This is a genomic window from Chelatococcus sp. XZ-Ab1, from assembly GCF_029309855.1.
Classification (GTDB): domain Bacteria; phylum Pseudomonadota; class Alphaproteobacteria; order Rhizobiales; family Beijerinckiaceae; genus Chelatococcus_A; species Chelatococcus_A sambhunathii.
Genome location: NZ_JARKII010000006.1, coordinates 248,976 through 265,425, shown reverse-complemented (window position 1 = coordinate 265,425; position 16,450 = coordinate 248,976). Strand labels below are relative to the sequence as shown.

At 69.1% G+C, this 16,450-nt stretch carries 16 protein-coding genes; 10 read left to right on the top strand and 6 right to left on the bottom strand.

The annotated features are described in order from the left end of the window. Positions 1-2: 2 nt before the first annotated feature. A complete protein-coding gene (locus P2T65_RS10950) occupies positions 3-167 on the top strand; it encodes a hypothetical protein (protein WP_157672329.1) in 165 nt (54 codons plus the stop codon). A gap of 96 nt (positions 168-263) precedes the next feature. After that, entirely contained in the window at positions 264-410 is a 147-nt protein-coding gene (locus P2T65_RS10945; RefSeq protein ID WP_019401147.1) for a DUF3096 domain-containing protein, read from the top strand. On the opposite strand, the gene P2T65_RS10940 is transcribed toward P2T65_RS10945, so the two are convergent. After that, complete coding sequence (locus P2T65_RS10940) at positions 411-1,289, bottom strand: DMT family transporter (protein WP_055459213.1); 879 nt, start codon at positions 1,287-1,289, stop codon at positions 411-413. It abuts the gene before it with no gap. A gap of 117 nt (positions 1,290-1,406) precedes the next feature. Between P2T65_RS10940 and P2T65_RS10935 the strand changes: the two genes are divergently transcribed. The 5 genes from P2T65_RS10935 to P2T65_RS10915 all read left to right on the top strand — a co-directional run bounded on the left by P2T65_RS10935 (position 1,407) and on the right by P2T65_RS10915 (position 7,416). Then, positions 1,407-1,970, top strand: a complete 564-nt coding sequence (locus tag P2T65_RS10935; protein ID WP_071923518.1) for a MarR family transcriptional regulator — start codon at positions 1,407-1,409, stop codon at positions 1,968-1,970. A 115-nt stretch (positions 1,971-2,085) separates the two neighbouring features. Beyond that, on the top strand, positions 2,086-4,764 hold the full coding sequence (ppdK, locus tag P2T65_RS10930) for a pyruvate, phosphate dikinase (protein ID WP_276199778.1): 2,679 nt from the start codon (positions 2,086-2,088) through the stop codon (positions 4,762-4,764). A gap of 55 nt (positions 4,765-4,819) precedes the next feature. Then, positions 4,820-5,635, top strand: a complete 816-nt coding sequence (locus tag P2T65_RS10925; RefSeq protein WP_245316310.1) for a potassium channel family protein — start codon at positions 4,820-4,822, stop codon at positions 5,633-5,635. A gap of 190 nt (positions 5,636-5,825) precedes the next feature. Then, positions 5,826-7,037, top strand: coding sequence for a cell wall hydrolase (locus tag P2T65_RS10920; RefSeq protein ID WP_276199777.1), 1,212 nt, complete (start codon positions 5,826-5,828; stop codon positions 7,035-7,037). 106 nt (positions 7,038-7,143) lie between these two features. Then, a complete protein-coding gene (locus P2T65_RS10915; protein WP_055459209.1) occupies positions 7,144-7,416 on the top strand; it encodes a hypothetical protein in 273 nt (90 codons plus the stop codon). Positions 7,417-7,569: 153 nt separating this feature from the next. Here P2T65_RS10915 and nadC read toward each other — a convergent pair whose 3' ends face one another. The 4 genes from nadC to P2T65_RS10895 form a co-directional block, all read right to left on the bottom strand. Further along, entirely contained in the window at positions 7,570-8,427 is an 858-nt protein-coding gene (nadC, locus tag P2T65_RS10910) for a carboxylating nicotinate-nucleotide diphosphorylase (protein WP_276199776.1), read from the bottom strand. 21 nt (positions 8,428-8,448) lie between these two features. Beyond that, a complete protein-coding gene (locus P2T65_RS10905; RefSeq protein ID WP_276199775.1) occupies positions 8,449-9,990 on the bottom strand; it encodes an L-aspartate oxidase in 1,542 nt (513 codons plus the stop codon). Beyond that, positions 9,987-11,045, bottom strand: a complete 1,059-nt coding sequence (nadA, locus tag P2T65_RS10900; RefSeq protein ID WP_096335285.1) for a quinolinate synthase NadA — start codon at positions 11,043-11,045, stop codon at positions 9,987-9,989. Before nadA ends, P2T65_RS10905 begins: the two co-directional genes overlap by 4 nt. A gap of 259 nt (positions 11,046-11,304) precedes the next feature. Further along, positions 11,305-12,213 carry a LysR family transcriptional regulator gene (locus P2T65_RS10895; protein WP_276199774.1) on the bottom strand — a complete coding sequence of 303 codons (909 nt, stop codon included), beginning with the start codon at positions 12,211-12,213 and terminating at the stop codon, positions 11,305-11,307. A gap of 112 nt (positions 12,214-12,325) precedes the next feature. Between P2T65_RS10895 and P2T65_RS10890 the strand changes: the two genes are divergently transcribed. Both P2T65_RS10890 and P2T65_RS10885 read left to right on the top strand, forming a co-directional pair. Continuing rightward, entirely contained in the window at positions 12,326-13,570 is a 1,245-nt protein-coding gene (locus tag P2T65_RS10890; protein WP_055459205.1) for an MFS transporter, read from the top strand. Positions 13,571-13,719: 149 nt separating this feature from the next. After that, on the top strand, positions 13,720-14,709 hold the full coding sequence (locus P2T65_RS10885; protein WP_276199773.1) for an MDR family oxidoreductase: 990 nt from the start codon (positions 13,720-13,722) through the stop codon (positions 14,707-14,709). 210 nt (positions 14,710-14,919) lie between these two features. Here the strand turns inward: P2T65_RS10885 and P2T65_RS10880 are convergent, their stop codons facing one another. Further along, complete coding sequence (locus P2T65_RS10880) at positions 14,920-15,873, bottom strand: LysR family transcriptional regulator (protein WP_063189589.1); 954 nt, start codon at positions 15,871-15,873, stop codon at positions 14,920-14,922. 115 nt (positions 15,874-15,988) lie between these two features. Between P2T65_RS10880 and P2T65_RS10875 the strand changes: the two genes are divergently transcribed. Next, complete coding sequence (locus tag P2T65_RS10875; protein ID WP_055459202.1) at positions 15,989-16,417, top strand: DoxX family protein; 429 nt, start codon at positions 15,989-15,991, stop codon at positions 16,415-16,417. Positions 16,418-16,450 lie beyond the last annotated feature (33 nt).

Below are 16,450 nucleotides of genomic sequence, written 5' to 3'. Positions count from 1 at the left end.
GAATGCCCTCGATCGCCGCCGGCATGGCCGGGCTTGTTCAACGCAAGGCGGGCTTGTCCGACTTGCGGCCCTTCCAGGAGACGCAACGCGCATGCGCGGTGCTGTTGCCATCCACGCCTTATGCGCGCCTGGGGCTGAACGCCCGCGAGCGCGGGCATGATGCGTGAGGGCGGTTCGGCGGACTGAAGGCCACCGCCGGAACAACCGGCGATTGCGCGGCGTTGCCTGTCGGGCTTGACACTACGCCCTGACAGGAGAGCGCCATGACCGCCAATCTCATCGTCATCCAGCCGCTGGTCGCCCTCATCGCCGGCGTGCTGATCCTCATCGTGCCGCGCTTGCTCAACTATATCGTCGCGCTCTACCTCATCCTCGTCGGCATCCTCGGGCTCTTCGGCGGCCGACTCTGATCAGGCCGGGCTGCGCCTGGGCGTGACGAGGAAGACGCCGCCGGCGATGAGCGCGAGGCCGGCGAGCATCGCGAGCGTCACCGTCTCGGCGAAGACCGCGACCGCGATGGCCACGCCGAAGCCGGCCGCGACATAGCCGATCTGGCTGAGATAGACCGGCCCTGCGACACGCTGCAGCTGGAAGTAAAGCACGTACATCAGCGCCGAGACGCCGACCTGCGCCGCGATGATGGCGCCGGACCCGCTCGCCGGTCCGCGTGCCAGGAGTTGCGTGCCGTTGACGGCCACGAAGGGCGAGAGCCACAGCGCGCCGGCGAGCAGCATGGCGGCGGCGAGCGCCATCGGCGCGGAGCCCTTCGGCCAGTAGAGCGTGCGATGCACATTGCCGAAGGCGACGGAGAGCGGCACCAGCAAAGCGGCGAACAGCCAGGCCGGCGAGGTGCCGTCGGCCCGCGCGATCATGTTGGCGACGACGAGCGCCGTGCCGAGGCAGCCGAGCACCAGTCCCGCGATGCGCTTGCCGGACGGCGCGTCGATCCTGACGGACACGGCGAGGGCGTAGGTGATCAGCGGCGACAGGGCATAGGGCACCGAGGCATAGGCTGCACCTGCCCGGGCCGCCACCTCGAAGCCGATATAGTTGGGTGCCGCGACGGCGAGAAGGCCGGCGAGCGCGTAATAGACGAGATGTTCGCGCGTCAGGGCCGGCCGTTCGCCGCGGGCGGCGGCGAGCACAAGCAGCACGACGCCCGCGCCGAGCGCCATCCAGAAGGCGAATTCCGGCCCGGTGATGCCGATGGCAGCGGCGCCCTTGGCAAGATTGACCGTCAGGGCGATGAGAAAGCCGACGCTGACGAGCAGCGCGAGTGCGGTGGACATGCGGGTTCCTCGAGCAGTGCGTCATCGGGCGCCCTTGCGCAGGGCGGCCACGGACGGCAGAATATCTTTGAGTTAATAATCTTGAACTCAAGATAACTGTCAAGCGGGTGAAACGGGATGGACGAGGCGATCGGGCCAGAGCGTGCGGAGCGCATCGCGGAGCAGTGGCGGCGGGAGCGGCCGGACATCGACCCTTCGCCGATGGTGCCGCTCGGCCGGCTGTCGCAGGCGGCGCAGCTGCTCTCCGAGCGGCTGGCGGCGGTGTTCCGCGATCACGGCCTCGGCCGGGGCGATTTCGACGTGCTCGCCTCGCTGCGCCGCTCCGGGGCGCCCTATGCGCTGACGCCGACGGCGCTGTGGTCGCAGCTCATGCTCACCTCCGGCACCATGACGAGCCGTCTCGACCGGCTGGAGAAGAACGGTTTCATCACGCGCGAGCCGTCGCCGCAGGACCGACGTGCCGTGATCGTCCGCCTGACGGACAAGGGGCTCGCCACGGTCGATGCGGCCGTGGTCGACCATGTCGCCAACGAGCGGCGCATCCTTTCCGCCTTCTCGCCCGGAGAGGTCGAGCAACTGTCCGAGCTTCTCGCCCGCCTCATCGTCGCGCTGGGCCAGGCGGAGGGGGGCGCGCCTGCGGCGAAAGCGCGCAATGCGGAGCCGCCGTCAAAATCGATTTGAGCGGCAGCGGCAGGAACTCACCCGTCCTTCGGCGCATTGCCTTTTGCGCCCGGATGGGCCAAGCCTTCAGCGCCTGTGCTGCAGGCGCGAAGAGTGACCACGAACGGGGTCGGTGATGACGAAATGGGTCTACACCTTCGGCGATGGCACGGCCGAAGGCGAGGCGGGGATGCGCAACCTCCTCGGCGGCAAGGGCGCCAACCTTGCGGAAATGTCGAACCTCGGGCTGCCGGTGCCGCCCGGCTTCACCATCACCACCGAAGTCTGCACCTATTACTACGATCACGAGCGCAGCTATCCCGGCGACCTCGCGGCCCAGGTCGAGGAGGCGCTCGCCCATGTCGGCCGCCTGACCGGCAAGACCTTCGGCGATGCACGCAACCCGCTGCTCGTCTCGGTCCGCTCCGGCGCCCGCGCCTCGATGCCGGGCATGATGGACACCGTGCTCAACCTCGGCCTCAACGACGTCACGGTCGCTGCCGTCGCCGCTGCGGCCGGCGATGCGCGCTTTGCCTGGGACAGCTACCGCCGCTTCATCACCATGTATTCCGACGTCGTCCTCGGCGTGGAGCACCACCATTTCGAGGAGGCGCTGGAGGACTACAAGGCGCGCAGAGGCTATGACCTCGACACGGATCTCCTCGCCGAGGACTGGCAGGTGCTTGTCGCCCGCTACAAGGAGATCGTGGCGAAGGAGCTCGGCAAGCCCTTCCCGCAGGATCCGAAGGAACAGCTGTGGGGCGCCATCGGCGCCGTCTTCGGCTCCTGGATGAACAACCGCGCCATCAAGTACCGCGAGCTGCACGCCATCCCCGCCTCCTGGGGCACGGCTGTCAACGTGCAGGCCATGGTCTTCGGCAACCGCGGCGAGACCTCGGCGACCGGCGTCGCCTTCACCCGCAACCCGTCGACGGGCGAGAAGGAGCTCTACGGCGAGTTCCTCATCAACGCCCAGGGTGAGGACGTGGTGGCGGGTATCCGCACGCCGCAGGACATCACCGAGAAGGCGCGCCTCGCCGCCGGCTCCGACAGGCCGTCGATGGAGCAGGCGATGCCGGCCGCCTATGCCGAGCTCGTTCGTATCTACGAACTGCTCGAGCGGCACTACCGCGACATGCAGGATCTCGAGTTCACTGTCGAGGAAGGCAAGCTGTGGATGCTGCAGACGCGTTCGGGCAAGCGCACGGCGAAAGCCGCGCTCAAGATCGCGGTCGATCTCGCCAGCGAAGGCCTCATCTCGCGCGAGGAAGCGATCACGCGCATCGACCCGCTCGCGCTCGACCAGTTGCTGCACCCGACCATCGACCCCAAGGCAGAGCGCCGCGTCATCGCGAGCGGCCTGCCGGCTTCGCCCGGCGCGGCTTGCGGCGAGATCGTCTTCTCGTCCGAAGACGCGGAGGAGGCGAAGAAGGCCGGTCGCAAGGTTATCCTCGTGCGTGTCGAGACGAGCCCGGAGGACATCCACGGCATGCACGCGGCCGAGGGCATTCTCACGACCCGCGGCGGCATGACCTCGCATGCCGCCGTCGTCGCCCGCGGCATGGGCAAGCCCTGCGTCTCGGGCGCCGGCTCCGTTCGCGTCGACTACCGGAACGGTGTGATGCTCGCCGCCGGCCAGACCTTCAGCAAGGGCGACGTCGTCACCATCGACGGCTCGACCGGCCAGGTGCTCGCGGGCGAGGTGAAGATGCTCGAGCCCGAGCTCTCCGGCGAGTTCGCCACCCTCATGAGCTGGGCGGACGGCGTGCGCCGCATGAAGGTGCGGGCGAATGCCGAAACGCCGCTCGACGCGAAGACCGCGCGCAACTTCGGCGCCGAGGGCATCGGCCTGTGCCGCACCGAGCACATGTTCTTCGACGGCGACCGCATCGTCGCCGTGCGCGAGATGATCCTCGCGGATGACGAGGCCGGCCGCCGCGCCGCCCTCGCCAAGCTCCTGCCCATGCAGCGGGCCGATTTCGTCGAGCTCTTCACCATCATGCAGGGCCTGCCGGTGACGATCCGGCTGCTCGACCCGCCGCTGCACGAATTCCTGCCGCACACCGACGCGGAAATCGCCGAGGTGGCCGCGAGCCTCAAGGTGGACGAGGACAAGCTGCGCCGCCGCGCCAGCGAACTCTCCGAATTCAACCCGATGCTCGGCTTCCGCGGCTGCCGCCTCGCGGTACGCTATCCCGAGATCGCCGAGATGCAGGCGCGGGCCATCTTCGAGGCGGCGGTGGAAGCCGGCAGGCGCACGGGCGAGCCCGTCGCCGTCGAGGTCATGGTGCCGCTCGTCATGACGCGGGCCGAGCTCGACCTCGTCAAGGGCCGCATCGACGCCATGGCCGCGGCTGTGAAGGCCGAGACTGGGGTCGCCGTGCCCTATCAGGTTGGTACCATGATCGAGCTGCCGCGGGCCGCGCTGCGCGCCGGCGAAATCGCCGAAACGGCGGCCTTCTTCTCCTTCGGCACCAACGACCTCACCCAGACGACACTCGGCATCAGTCGCGACGACGCCGCGTCCTTCCTCGGCACCTACACGGCCGGTGGCATCCTGCCCGCCGATCCCTTCGTGACGCTGGACCAGGAGGGCGTCGGCGAACTCGTGAAGCTCGCGGCCGAGCGCGGCCGGGCGGCGCGCTCCGACCTCAAGCTCGGCATCTGCGGCGAGCACGGCGGCGACCCCGATTCGATCCGCTTCTGCGAGGGCGCCGGGCTCGACTACGTCTCCTGCTCGCCCTACCGCGTGCCGATCGCTCGCCTTGCGGCGGCGCAGGCGGCGCTCGGCACGAGGGCGGCGAGCCAGGCCTGACGGCGTCATGGCGCAGGGCGGGGCGAGGAAGAGAGGCGCAGGCCGACCGCAGGAGGTGGCACGGCGGCGTCCCCTCGCCGAAACCGTCTCGCCCCCGCGCGCGAAATGGCGCCGACGCCTCGCCATCCTCTATTTCGGCGACAGCCGGCCGAGCTTCTGGTTCCGGCTCGGGCTGATCGGCTTCGATGCGGTCACCATCCTTTATTTTCTGATCGCCACGGTCATCTATCCGGAAGGGGACCGCCACTGGATCGATTATCTCGTGGCGGCGGTGCTGACCGTCGACTACGCGGCACGCATGGCGATCGCGCCGACGCCCTGGCGGTTCCCGCTGCGCGGGGCCTCGCTTGTCGACGCGATCGTCATCTTCTCGCTCGTGGTGCCGGTGCTCGCCAACAACTTCGCGTTCCTGCGCCTCCTGCGCATCTCGCGCTTCCTGCAGTCGCCCTACATGTCGCGCGAAATCACGGCGATCTTCCCCGCCTACCGCGAGAACGAGGAGGCGGTGAGGGCGGGCGTCAACCTCGCCGTCTTCATCCTGATGATCACGTCGGTCGTCTTCGTGTGGGAATACGGCCGCAATCCGGGCATCAACAACTATCTCGACGCCCTCTATTTCACCGTCACAACGCTGACGACGACCGGCTTCGGCGACATCATCATGACCGATACGGTCGGGCGGATGCTGACCGTGGTCACAATGGTTGTCGGCGTCGCCATGTTCGTGAACCTCGCGCGGGCTCTGTTCCGGCCCACGAAGGTCTATCACGCCTGTCCATCCTGCGGGCTCGAGCGGCACGATGCCGACGCGGTGCATTGCAAGCACTGCGGGCGCGTCCTCAACATCGCCTCGGAGGGGTTTTCCGACTGACCGTCCGCTTTGGCACAGATCGCTCGGGCGCCGCTTAACCGTCTCTCAACGTTACGACGCGATAACTTTTCGGGAGAGGGGCGGGCATTTGCCTGTGGCGGAGCCGCAACGCTTGTCCGTCCTTGCCTGGTGGTCATGAGCGGCGTTGGGTGACATGCGTTTGCGTCGTGTGCGTTGGCGACGGTCGAGAATGGCGTGGATCTGCGGCACGGTGGCGCCGTGGGCGCTCGCCGGCGGCATGCTCGTCTCCTTCACCGCGAGCGCCGGGCAGGACCTGTCGAGCGGCATCAGCGCCGCTCCGCTCGCGCCCGTCCTCGCCCCCAGGCTCGGCAACCTCGTGCCGTCCTCCGCCGCGCTCGGCGAGGCGCTGCTGCGCGGGCCGGCCGGCGGCGCGGGCGATCTTTTCGATATCGCCGCTCTCGATCTGTCGGATCCGCAGCCGGATGATGCTGCGCTCGAGGCTCCGCCGCGCGACGAGATGAAGGCGGAGCCCCCGGGCTATCCGGAGGTCGATCGCAACCTCAAGGGCGATCCGCCGGTCGCCTTGCGGCCGAGCCTCAGCCGCCTCGGCCGCAGCGAGCGGGAAGGGCGCGCCGCCATGCTGTCGCGCATGCTGCTGTCGCGCGACGAGCGCCTGCTGCCCGCCACCATTCTCATGCCAGGCGCGCTCGACATCCCCTCGCCGGACGAGATGGCGGCTTTCGAGCCGTGGTCGAGCGAGAGCGACACGATGACCGAGCGCTCCTTCGCGCCCCGCTCGCCCGCGGTCGCAGCCAGCGCCGGCACAGGCATCACTGTCGTCGACGGTGCCACCCCCGCCGTCGCCCGCGCCGAGAGCCTCGCCTCTGCGACGCCGGCACCGGCGGATGCGACGCCCATGGAGATCGCCGGGGCGCCGGTGTCCTACGCCGCTGTGCGTGTCGGCGACGGCCTGTCGATCGTCGAGAAGAACGACGAGCGTCCGCAATATGCCGATCTGATCGATCCCGAGCGGATGTCGAGCGAGCAGCGCTGCCTCGCCGAAGCCATCTATTTCGAGGCCCGTGGCGAGAGCGAGGCGGGGCAGGCCGCGGTGGCCCAGGTTGTGCTCAACCGTGTGCGCTCGGGCCTCTACCCCTCCACCGTCTGCGGCGTCGTCTATCAAAACCGCCACCGCTACAAGGCGTGCCAGTTCTCCTTCGCCTGCGAGGGCCGCTCCCTGCGCATCACCGAGGCCGCCCCGTGGCGACGGGCGGTGCGCGTCGCCCGCGAGGTCACGGAGGGCACGACCTATCTCGCCGATGTCGGCGGCGCGACGCACTACCACGCCGATTACGTGCGCCCCTATTGGGCCAAGCGCCTGAAGAAGAAGGACGTCATTGGCCGGCACGTCTTCTACCAGCTCCGGCCCGGCCAGCGCTGAGCGGCTTTACCTTAACGGCGCGTTATCGTTGCGCCGGCGCGGCTTTCGGCCTTTCGTTGCGAGAACAGGAACGCGCAACGGGCTCCAGGCCCGGCCGGAGGCGTCGATGATCGTGCATGTGAGAATTGCGGCACTCGCCGTCTGCCTTACCGCGCCCGGCGCGGCCCTCGCCGGCGGCTTCTATGAGCACGGCTGCCGCCATTGCGTCGTGATGGACGAGGAATGGCCCGTTGCCGCGTGGCGCGGTGGCGGACCCAATGTCCATTATTCGGGTGGGGTGGTCTATGCCCAGGACTATTGGCCGGCACACCGCCCGTATCACCGGCATCGCATCGTCTCGAAATCGGCACCGCCGCGGATCATTTACGGCCCGCGGTAGCTTTTTGCCTTCGCTGCCCGGTGCGTGCGCCGCGGCGGCATTCCCTCCCCCCTTGTGGGGGAGGGTAGGGAGGGGGGCGCAAAAAGCCTGAGGCTGTGCTCTTGCGTCACGACCCCCACCCCCTGGCCCCTCCCTCAAGGGGGAGGGGAAACCTCAACCCGCAGCGTCCACGGCGATATCGAGCCCGATGTCGAGCACCGGCGCCGAATGGGTGAGGGCGCCGACGGAGATGGCGTCGACGCCGGTCTCGGCGATGGCGCGGACGCTTGTGAGGTCGACGCCGCCCGAGGCTTCGGTGCGCATGCGCCCGCCGACCATGGCGACCGCCTCGGCCAGCATGCCGGGCGCCATGTTGTCGAGCATGACGACATCCGCCCCTTCCGCGATCACCTCGGCGAGCTGGTCGAGCGTATCGACCTCGATCTCGATCTTGACGAGATGGCCGGCGGCGGCCTTTGCCGCCCGGAGCGCCGGTCGTACCCCGCCGGCGACGGCGATGTGGTTGTCCTTGATGAGGATGGCGTCGTCGAGGCCGAAGCGGTGGTTGAGCCCGCCGCCGCAGGCGACAGCATGTTTTTCCAGCGCCCTCAGCCCTGGCGTCGTCTTGCGCGTATCGCAGATGCGGGTACGCGTGTGCGCCACCTCGGCCGCATAGGCCGCGGTCAGCGTGGCGATCCCCGAGAGGCGGCCGAGAAAGTTGAGCGCCACCCGCTCGGCGGCGAGCACGGCGCGGGCGGGCCCGGCGACGGTGGCGATCGCCTCGCCGGCGGCGAGGGCGTCTCCGTCATGGCGATGCGCGGTGAAGCGGATGCGCTCATCCGTCAGCCGGAAGGCGGCCTCGGCTGCCGCGAGCCCGGCGAGGCGGCCGGCCCTGCGTGCCACAAGCTGCGCGGTGGCGGTGCGCTGCGCGGGAATGCACGCGGCGCTGGTGATGTCGCCGGCCCGGCCGAGATCCTCGATGAGTGCGGCGCGCACGATATCGATGAGGAGAAGGGGATTGCCGAATTGCATGGAAGTGTCCTCGTTGGCGCGTCAGACGGCTCGCCGCTGCCGCGGCACCAGGGCATCGTCGAGCGCGGTCATCGTCGTCAGGGTGCGCCGGGTACGGCCGGCGAGCGGCCGGTCGACGCGGTAGTGGCCGCCCCGGCTTTCCTCTCTGAGCAGCGCCGCAGCGGCGATCAGGAAGGCGCAATCGGCCATGGCGGCAAGGACGGGGTCCGCTCCGGCCCGCATGGGGCCGATCTCGGCGAGGGCCGCCGCAAGGCCTTCGCCGTCGCGCACGACGCCGACACGCTCCTGCATCGTCCGGCGCAAGGCGGCGATGGCGACTGGATCGGACGCTGCCGGCGGGCCCGGCGGCAAAGTGGTGATGGCGGCGTCGGCATGCCCTGCATCGTGCAACGCGCGACCGATGGCCTCCGCCGCCCGGGCGCCGAAGACGACGGCCTCGAGCAGGGAGTTGGAGGCGAGGCGGTTGGCGCCGTGCACGCCCGTCGCCGCCACCTCGCCGACGGCCCACAGACCGGGCAGGCTGGTGCGGCCCGAAAGGTCTGTCGCGAGACCACCCATGTGGAAATGGGCGGCGGGCGCAACGGGCAGCAGGTCGCGTGCGGGGTCGAGCCCGGCGGCGGCAGCGGCGGCATGGACGGTGGGGAAATGCGTTGCAAAGCCCGGGCCGGGCGCCGTGCGGCCATCGAGGAAGGCGCCCTCGCCGGCGAGGATGGCGGCCTGGACGGCGCGCGCCACGACGTCGCGCGGCGCGAGGTCGAGGGCCGGGTGCACGCCCTGCATCAGCCGGCGCCCGTCCCGGGTGACGAGCACGGCACCCTCGCCGCGCAGGGCCTCGGTCGCGAGCGGCGCGGGATCGCGGCCGATGGCGAGGGCGGTGGGATGGAACTGCACGAATTCCGGATCCGCGATGAGCGCCCCGTGCCGCGCTGCGACGGCAAGGCCGGCGCCGATGGCGCCGGGCGGATTGGTGGTGACCGCATAGAGGCCGCCGATGCCGCCGGTGGCGAGCACCGTGGCCGGGGCGGTGACGGCAAGGCCGGGCCCGCCATCGCGGGCGCGAAGGATCGCCCCGCGCACGCGCCCGCCCGTGACGATCAGATCGTCGAGCAGATGCCCCTCGATGACCGTGACCGACGGCGTGCGGCGGATGGCGGCGACGAGCGCCTGCATGACGGCAAAGCCGCTGCGGTCGCCATCGACGGCGAGAACGCGCGCGCGGCTGTGGGCAGCCTCGCGCGAGGGCTTCAGCCGGCCGTCGCCGGAACGGGTGAAGGGCACCCCGAGCGCGATGAGGTCGGCGATGCGCGCCGGGGCCTCCGCGCAGAGGACACGGGCCGCTTCTTCGACGACGAGCCCTGCTCCGGCGGCGATGGTGTCCTCGGCGTGCAGCTCCGGCCCGTCGTCCGCACCAACAGCCGCGGCGATGCCGCCTTGCGCCCAGGCCGAGGCCGCGCCTTCCCCGAGCGGGCCGGGCGAGACGAGGAGGACGGGCCGCGGTGCCAGCCTGAGCGCGGTGAAGAGCCCGGCAAGGCCGGCGCCGACGATGAGAACGGGCGCGCTCACGGCGCCACCGCCGCGGGCCTTACGCCCAGCGCCACCATGCGCTCCACGGCGCGACGCGCGCGCATGGCGATGTCGGGATCGACCGTGACCTCGCCCGTCAGATCGCGCAGGCAGGCGTGGATCTTCGGCAAAGTGATGCGCTGCATGTGCGGGCAGAAGTGGCAGGGCCGCACGAATTCGACGTCCGGCACTTCAGCTTCGACATTGCCGGCCATCGAGCATTCGGTGACGAGCACGACGCGGCGCGGGCGCTCGCGCTTGACCCAGTCGATCATGTGCGCCGTCGATCCGGCGAAGTCCGAGGCCGCGACCACATCGGGCGGGCATTCGGGATGGGCGATGATGCGGACGCCCTCGTGCATCTCGCGCAGGGCGCCGATGTCCTCGGCGGTGAAGCGCTCGTGCACCTCGCAGGCGCCGTGCCAGGCGATGATCTCGACCTTCGTCTGCGCCGCCACATTGGCGGCGAGGTAGCGGTCGGGCAGGAAGATGACGCGCGGCGCGCCGAGGCTCTCGACGACGTGAACGGCGTTGGAAGAGGTGCAGCAGATGTCGACTTCCGCCTTCACCTCGGCCGATGTGTTGACATAGGCGACCACCGGCACGCCGGGATAGCGCTGGCGCAGCAGACGGATGTCCGCAGCCGTGATCGATTCCGCCAACGAGCAGCCGGCCTCCCGGTCGGGGATCAGCACCGTCTTGTCCGGGTTCAGCAGCTTCGCGGTCTCGGCCATGAAATGCACGCCGCACTGCACGATCACGCGGGCCTCGACGCGGGCTGCCTCGCGCGCGAGCTGCAGGGAATCGCCCACGATGTCGGCGACGCAGTTGTAGATCTCGGCCGACTGGTAGTTGTGGGCGAGGATAACGGCGCCGCGCTCCCGCTTCAGGTCGTTGATCGCCTTGACATAGGGCGCATGCAGCGGCCACTCGGCCGGCGTGACGATGTGGCGCACGCGCTCGTAGAGATGGGCCGTGGCGCGCTCGACCTCAGGCGTGAAGGCAAGCGGTGAACCGTGGCGGATCGTCTCCCGGATCGCGACTTCCGCGTGCATGGCAGGTCTCCTTATATGCTCAAGTTGAGCATATTGATGGTACACAAATGACCGCCGAAGCGGTTCCTTATTTGCTCAATATGAGCATAACTATCTTAGCAGAAGTGGCCCGGACTGGCTAGGGAGAGCGGCTCGTGGGTCGTTCGTCGCCCGGGCGCACGCTCGTACCCCGGATCGCATTGCGCCATCGCTGCATGCATCCGGGACACGAGGTCTGTTCCCGAATTGTAGCGGCGTGCGACCCATTTTGTCCGCCGCTCTACTCCGCCGCGGCCACGACCGGACCGAGATCGCCGACGATGGCTTCCTCCAGCCGGGCGAGGGCATGGGCCGTGCAAGGGGCGATGTTGCGCCGGGCGATCATCCAGACGGCGAGGCGGGCGTTGAAATCGGAGACGTCGAGCACCTTGAGCTGGTCCCGCCAGGGGCTGGCGGTGACGAGGCGGGCCGGAACGAGGCCTAGGCCGATGCCACGCGCGACGAGCGACAGCTGTACATCGACGCCCCACAGTTCAACCGCCACATCGAGCGTGTGGCCGGTTGCGGCGAGCGCCCTGTCGAGCAGATGGCGGAAGCCGCAGCCGTCCGGATTGATGACCCAGGGATCGCCGGCAAGGGCGGCGATGGAAATGCGCCCGCTGGCCGGATGGTCGGCCCGCGCCACGACGACCACCTCCTCGGATGCGATGTGCCGCAGCGACAACTCCGGCAGATCGGCGGCGCTGCCGCGCCGCATGCCGATGACGGCGTCGAGCTCCTGGGCGGCGAGCTTGCCGATGAGCCGCTCCGTCCAGTCGACCACGACGACCAGTTTCGCCTGCGGCACCGTCCGCCGTACGGCATCGATGCCGAGACACAGTACCGAATCGGCGATGCCGCTGCTGATGCCGATGCGCAGCGGCGGCTTGATGTGGCTCGCGCGCAACTCGCTGGCGAACTGGTCGGCGGCGCTCACCACCTTGACGCCCTCGCGGTACGCGTGCTCGCCTGCCGCCGTCAGCCGGGCCGGCTTCTGCTCCCGGTCGAGCAACTGGGCATCGAGCTCCGCCTCCAGCCGTTGCAGGCGCCGCGTCACGGCTGGCTGCGTGATATTGAGACGGCTCGCCGCACGGGCGAGGGAACCCGTTTCGGCCACGGCGATGAGGGCGCGCAGGTCTTCGAGATTCATGCTATTTCATCATGTTCAAGATGATAAACATTCAATATCATTATCATGCCGGAAGCGCTAGCTTGCCGCACAAGCTGCGGCGCGTCGCGTCGCCCGTCTTCCGGAGCTTTCCATGACTCAAACGAGTGCCGTGTTGCGCGAAGGGCAGCGTGCCATCCCGCCGGAAATCATCGTTCTCGCCGGCTGCCTCATCGCCCTCATCACCTTCGGGCCGCGCGCGGCGGCGGGCCTGTTCCAGATCCCCATGACGGAGGCCTATGGCTGGGGCCGCGACGTCTTCAGCCTGGCGATTGCCGTGCAGAACCTGCTGTGGGGTCTCGGCCAGCCATTCGCCGGCGCCGTCGCCGACAAGTTTGGCGCCGTGCGGGTTATCTGCATCGGCGCGCTGCTCTATGCCGCGGGCCTCGTGGTGATGGCCTATGCAACCTCCGCGGGCCTGCTCAACCTCGGTGCCGGCATCATGATCGGCTTCGGCCTGTCGGGCTGCTCATTCAATCTCGTGCTCGGCGCGTTCGGCAAGCTCCTGCCGGAACGCTGGCGTCCGCTCGCCTTCGGTGCGGGCACGGCGGCGGGCTCCTTTGGCCAGTTCCTCTTCCCGCCCATCGGCAACGCCCTCATCCAGTCCTTCGGCTTCGAGATGGCGCTGATCGTTTTTGCGGCGAGCGTGCTGCTCGTCCTGCCCCTGTCGCTGGCGCTCGCAACCCGAGGCGCGGCGGCGACGGCGGCGGTCAATGCAGGGCCTTCGCAATCCATCGCGCAGGCGCTGGCGGAGGCCTTCCGTCACCCGAGCTATGTCTTCCTCGTGCTCGGCTTCTTCACCTGCGGCTTCCAACTGGCCTTCATCACGGCGCACATGCCGGCCTATCTGAAGGATACCGGGCTCCCGGTATGGGTCGGCGGCTGGACGCTCGCCGTCATCGGCCTCGCCAATGCGGTGGGCTCACTCTATTCGGGCTTCCTGTCCTCGCGCATGTCGAAGCGCTGGCTTCTCTCGCTCATCTATCTCGGCCGCTCGGTCGCCATCGCCGCCTTCATCCTCCTGCCGGCGACGCCGGTGACGGCGATCGCCTTCGGCATCACCATCGGCCTCCTGTGGCTGTCGACGGTGCCGCCCACCTCGGCGCTCGTCATGTTGATGTTCGGCACGCGCTACATGGCCATGCTCTACGGCTTCGCGTTCTTTTCCCATCAGGTCGGCGGCTTCCTCGGCGTGTGGCTCGGCGGCATCCTCTACGAGAGCATGGGCTCCTATACCTTTGTCTGGTGGCTATCGGTCGCGCTCGGCGTCGCCTCGGCGATCATCAACCTGCCCATCAAGGAGCGGCCGGTGGAGCGCCCGGTGCCGCAGGCGGCGTGACAAGAGGGCGCCGCTTCCCGCGTGATGCCGCTCGTCGCGGGCATTGACGCCGCTCGCCCTAGCCGAAGGGCTGAGGCGTGGCACACTTGCCCGTTGCCGCCGCCGCCGCGACACTGATGGCGACCGGGTTCCAAGGAGGAGAAGCGAGCATGGGTGAAATCAGGGCGATCCTCGTCGACAAGGATGCCGCCGGCGGTTACCGGGCGGCAGTGACGCGGCTCGACGAGGCCGATCTGATGGAGGGGGACGTCACCGTCCGCATTACCCATTCCACGGTCAACTATAAGGACGGCCTCGCCATCACCGGCCGCGCGCCGGTGGTGCGGCGCTTCCCCATGATCCCCGGCGTCGATTTCGCCGGCGTCGTGGAAAGGTCCGAGCACCCGGCGCTCAAGCCGGGCGATGCCGTGCTCCTCAACGGCTGGGGCTGCGGCGAGACGCATTACGGCGCCTATGCCGACAAGGCGCGGATAAAGGGGGACTGGCTCATCCCGCTGCCCGCTGGCCTCTCCGCAGCCGAGGTCATGGCCGTCGGGACGGCTGGCTTCACCGCCATGCTGTGCCTGATGGCGCTGGAGAAGCACGGCGCGACGCCCGCCGACGGACCGGCCATCGTGACGGGTGCGGCCGGCGGCGTCGGCTCGACCGCCATCAGCTTTCTGGCGAGGGCCGGCTGGCACGTCATCGCCTCCACCGGCCGGCCCGAGGAGGCCGATTACCTCAAGGGCCTGGGCGCGAGCGAGATCATCGAGCGGGCGGAGCTGTCGGGGCCGGTGAAGCCGCTTGCCAAGGAGCGCTGGGCAGCGGGCATCGATTCGGTCGGTTCCACCACGCTCGCCAATGTCCTGTCCATGACGCGCTACGGCGGCGCCATCGCCGCCTGTGGCCTCGCCGGCGGCATGGACCTGCCCACCACGGTGGCACCCTTCATCCTGCGCGGCGTGGCGCTTCTCGGCGTCGATTGCGTGCTGGCGAGCCGCGAGCGCCGCATTGCCGTCTGGGACCGCATCGCCCGCGATCTCGACAAGGCAAAGCTCGCAACAATGACCGAGACCATCGGCTTCGACGACCTCATGCGCGTCGCCCCGGAGATTCTCGCCGGCAAGGTGCGCGGCCGCCTGGTGGTGGAGATGGGGTAGGGGCAGCAGGTCGTCTCGTCGGGTAGGGCGAAGCGCGACACGCTCCCTTCCCCCGCTTGTGGTGGCGAGGGCTGGGGGGGCGGTGCCGCCCGCGCGACGCGAAACGCCGCTAAGCTCTTATTTGACCGCCGCCTGCCTGCGGAGCCACCCCCTAGCCCCTCCCCACCACTGCGTGGGGGGAGGGGAACAGGACGGCGCCTGGCCTTTCCGCTATTCCGCCGGCAGCAGCTTCTCGCCCTCGATGACGATGCGGCGGCGGGCGATCTCGGCGCCGCAGAAATCGAGGAAGGCGCGCACCCGCGGAGAATGGCGCAGGTCCGGATGGGTCAGCAGCCACAGTCCGGCGGCGAATTCCGGCGCCGGGGCCGTCAGCCGCACGAGAGCCGGGCGCGTATCGGCGATGAAGCAGGGCAGGTGGCCGATGCCGATACCGGCTTCGACCGCTTCGGCGAGGCCGAGCACCGTGTTGAGCTTGTAGACGATCCTGTCCGCCGGCACCTTGTCGCGCACGTAGCGCGCGACGTGCATCGTGGAGAAGTTGTCGCCGAGCGCCACCCACGGCTGCTCGAAGAGGGAAAGGAGGTCGAGATCGCGCCCGCCGTCGGGAAAGGCCTCGCGCCGACCGTAGAGCGCCCAGTGGATGGAGGCGAGGCGCCGGCCGACGAGCGTCTCCGGCGGATTGTCCGTGGCGCGGATAGCGATATCGGCATCGCGCTTGGAGAGATTGAGCGCCTGGTTGCCGATGACGATGTCGAGCCGGATGTTGGGATAGGCTTCGCGGAAAGCGGCAAAGACCGGCGTCAGCAGGTGCATCAGCAGCGTGTCGTTGGTGGTGACGCGCAATTCGCCGGCCGGTGAGACGGCGCAGCCGGCAAGGCGCATGGAGACGCCGGCGAGATCCTCCTCGATGCGCTCGGCCAGCGCCGTGATCTCCTCGCCCGGCGGCGTCGGCGCATAGCCGGCCCGGTGCCGCTCGAACAGCTTGACGCCGAGCAGGTTCTCCAACTGGCCCAGGCGGCGAAACACCGTCGAATGGTTGATGCCGAGCCGCTCGGCGGCTCCGGCCATGCCTTTCGCTTCGGCGATGGCCTTCACGAGGCGGATGTCGTCCCAGGCGATCTGATGGACGGCGGCCGTGGAGACGAGGGTGGTTTCGGTCGGCATCCTTGCGCCCGTGCAATCTTCAGCTTGCGATCATACTGCTGGCTTTGCGCGGCGGGAAACCCAAAATCCCCCTCACGTTGTACTACCAGAAAACCTAAAGACCCGGAGCCTCTTCGTGATCGATCCCCGCACCGCGCCCTATGGGCTGTTCCTGTTGCGCGTTTCCCTCGGCCTTATGTTCATCGCCCACGCGCTCCTGAAGTATGTCGTCTTCACCATCCCCGGCTTCGCCGGCTTTCTCGGCCAGGTTGGCTTTCCCACCTTCTTCGCCTGGCCGGTCTTTCTCGCCGAGCTCATCGGCGGCACCGCCCTCATTCTCGGCCTTTATGCCCGCTATGTCTCGGCTGCGCTCGTGCCGATCCTGCTCGGCGCGCTGATGGTGCACGTGCCGAACGGCTGGCTCTTCACGGCGCCGAACGGCGGCTGGGAATATCCCGCCTTCCTCGTCGTCGCCGCTGCCGTTCAGGCCCTTGCGGGTGATGGTGCCTTCGCCCTCAAGGCCTCGCCTTCCCCGATCGCGGCGCGGCCCGTTGCGGCACGCTGATCCGCCCCGCGTGCAAACCCGTCCGACAATCAT

What these genes read in the sequence shown, in the direction of transcription:
- P2T65_RS10915 (WP_055459209.1), top strand. Translation starts at nt 7,144, where the DNA reads ATGATCGTGCATGTGAGAATTGCGGCACTCGCCGTCTGCCTTACCGCG.
- P2T65_RS10885 (WP_276199773.1), top strand. Translation starts at nt 13,720, where the DNA reads ATGGGTGAAATCAGGGCGATCCTCGTCGACAAGGATGCCGCCGGCGGT.
- ppdK (WP_276199778.1), top strand. Translation starts at nt 2,086, where the DNA reads ATGACGAAATGGGTCTACACCTTCGGCGATGGCACGGCCGAAGGCGAG.
- P2T65_RS10945 (WP_019401147.1), top strand. Translation starts at nt 264, where the DNA reads ATGACCGCCAATCTCATCGTCATCCAGCCGCTGGTCGCCCTCATCGCC.
- P2T65_RS10940 (WP_055459213.1), bottom strand. Translation starts at nt 1,289, where the DNA reads ATGTCCACCGCACTCGCGCTGCTCGTCAGCGTCGGCTTTCTCATCGCC.
- P2T65_RS10890 (WP_055459205.1), top strand. Translation starts at nt 12,326, where the DNA reads ATGACTCAAACGAGTGCCGTGTTGCGCGAAGGGCAGCGTGCCATCCCG.
- P2T65_RS10950 (WP_157672329.1), top strand. Translation starts at nt 3, where the DNA reads ATGCCCTCGATCGCCGCCGGCATGGCCGGGCTTGTTCAACGCAAGGCG.
- P2T65_RS10895 (WP_276199774.1), bottom strand. Translation starts at nt 12,213, where the DNA reads ATGAATCTCGAAGACCTGCGCGCCCTCATCGCCGTGGCCGAAACGGGT.
- nadC (WP_276199776.1), bottom strand. Translation starts at nt 8,427, where the DNA reads ATGCAATTCGGCAATCCCCTTCTCCTCATCGATATCGTGCGCGCCGCA.
- nadA (WP_096335285.1), bottom strand. Translation starts at nt 11,045, where the DNA reads ATGCACGCGGAAGTCGCGATCCGGGAGACGATCCGCCACGGTTCACCG.
- P2T65_RS10935 (WP_071923518.1), top strand. Translation starts at nt 1,407, where the DNA reads ATGGACGAGGCGATCGGGCCAGAGCGTGCGGAGCGCATCGCGGAGCAG.
- P2T65_RS10880 (WP_063189589.1), bottom strand. Translation starts at nt 15,873, where the DNA reads ATGCCGACCGAAACCACCCTCGTCTCCACGGCCGCCGTCCATCAGATC.
- P2T65_RS10920 (WP_276199777.1), top strand. Translation starts at nt 5,826, where the DNA reads ATGGCGTGGATCTGCGGCACGGTGGCGCCGTGGGCGCTCGCCGGCGGC.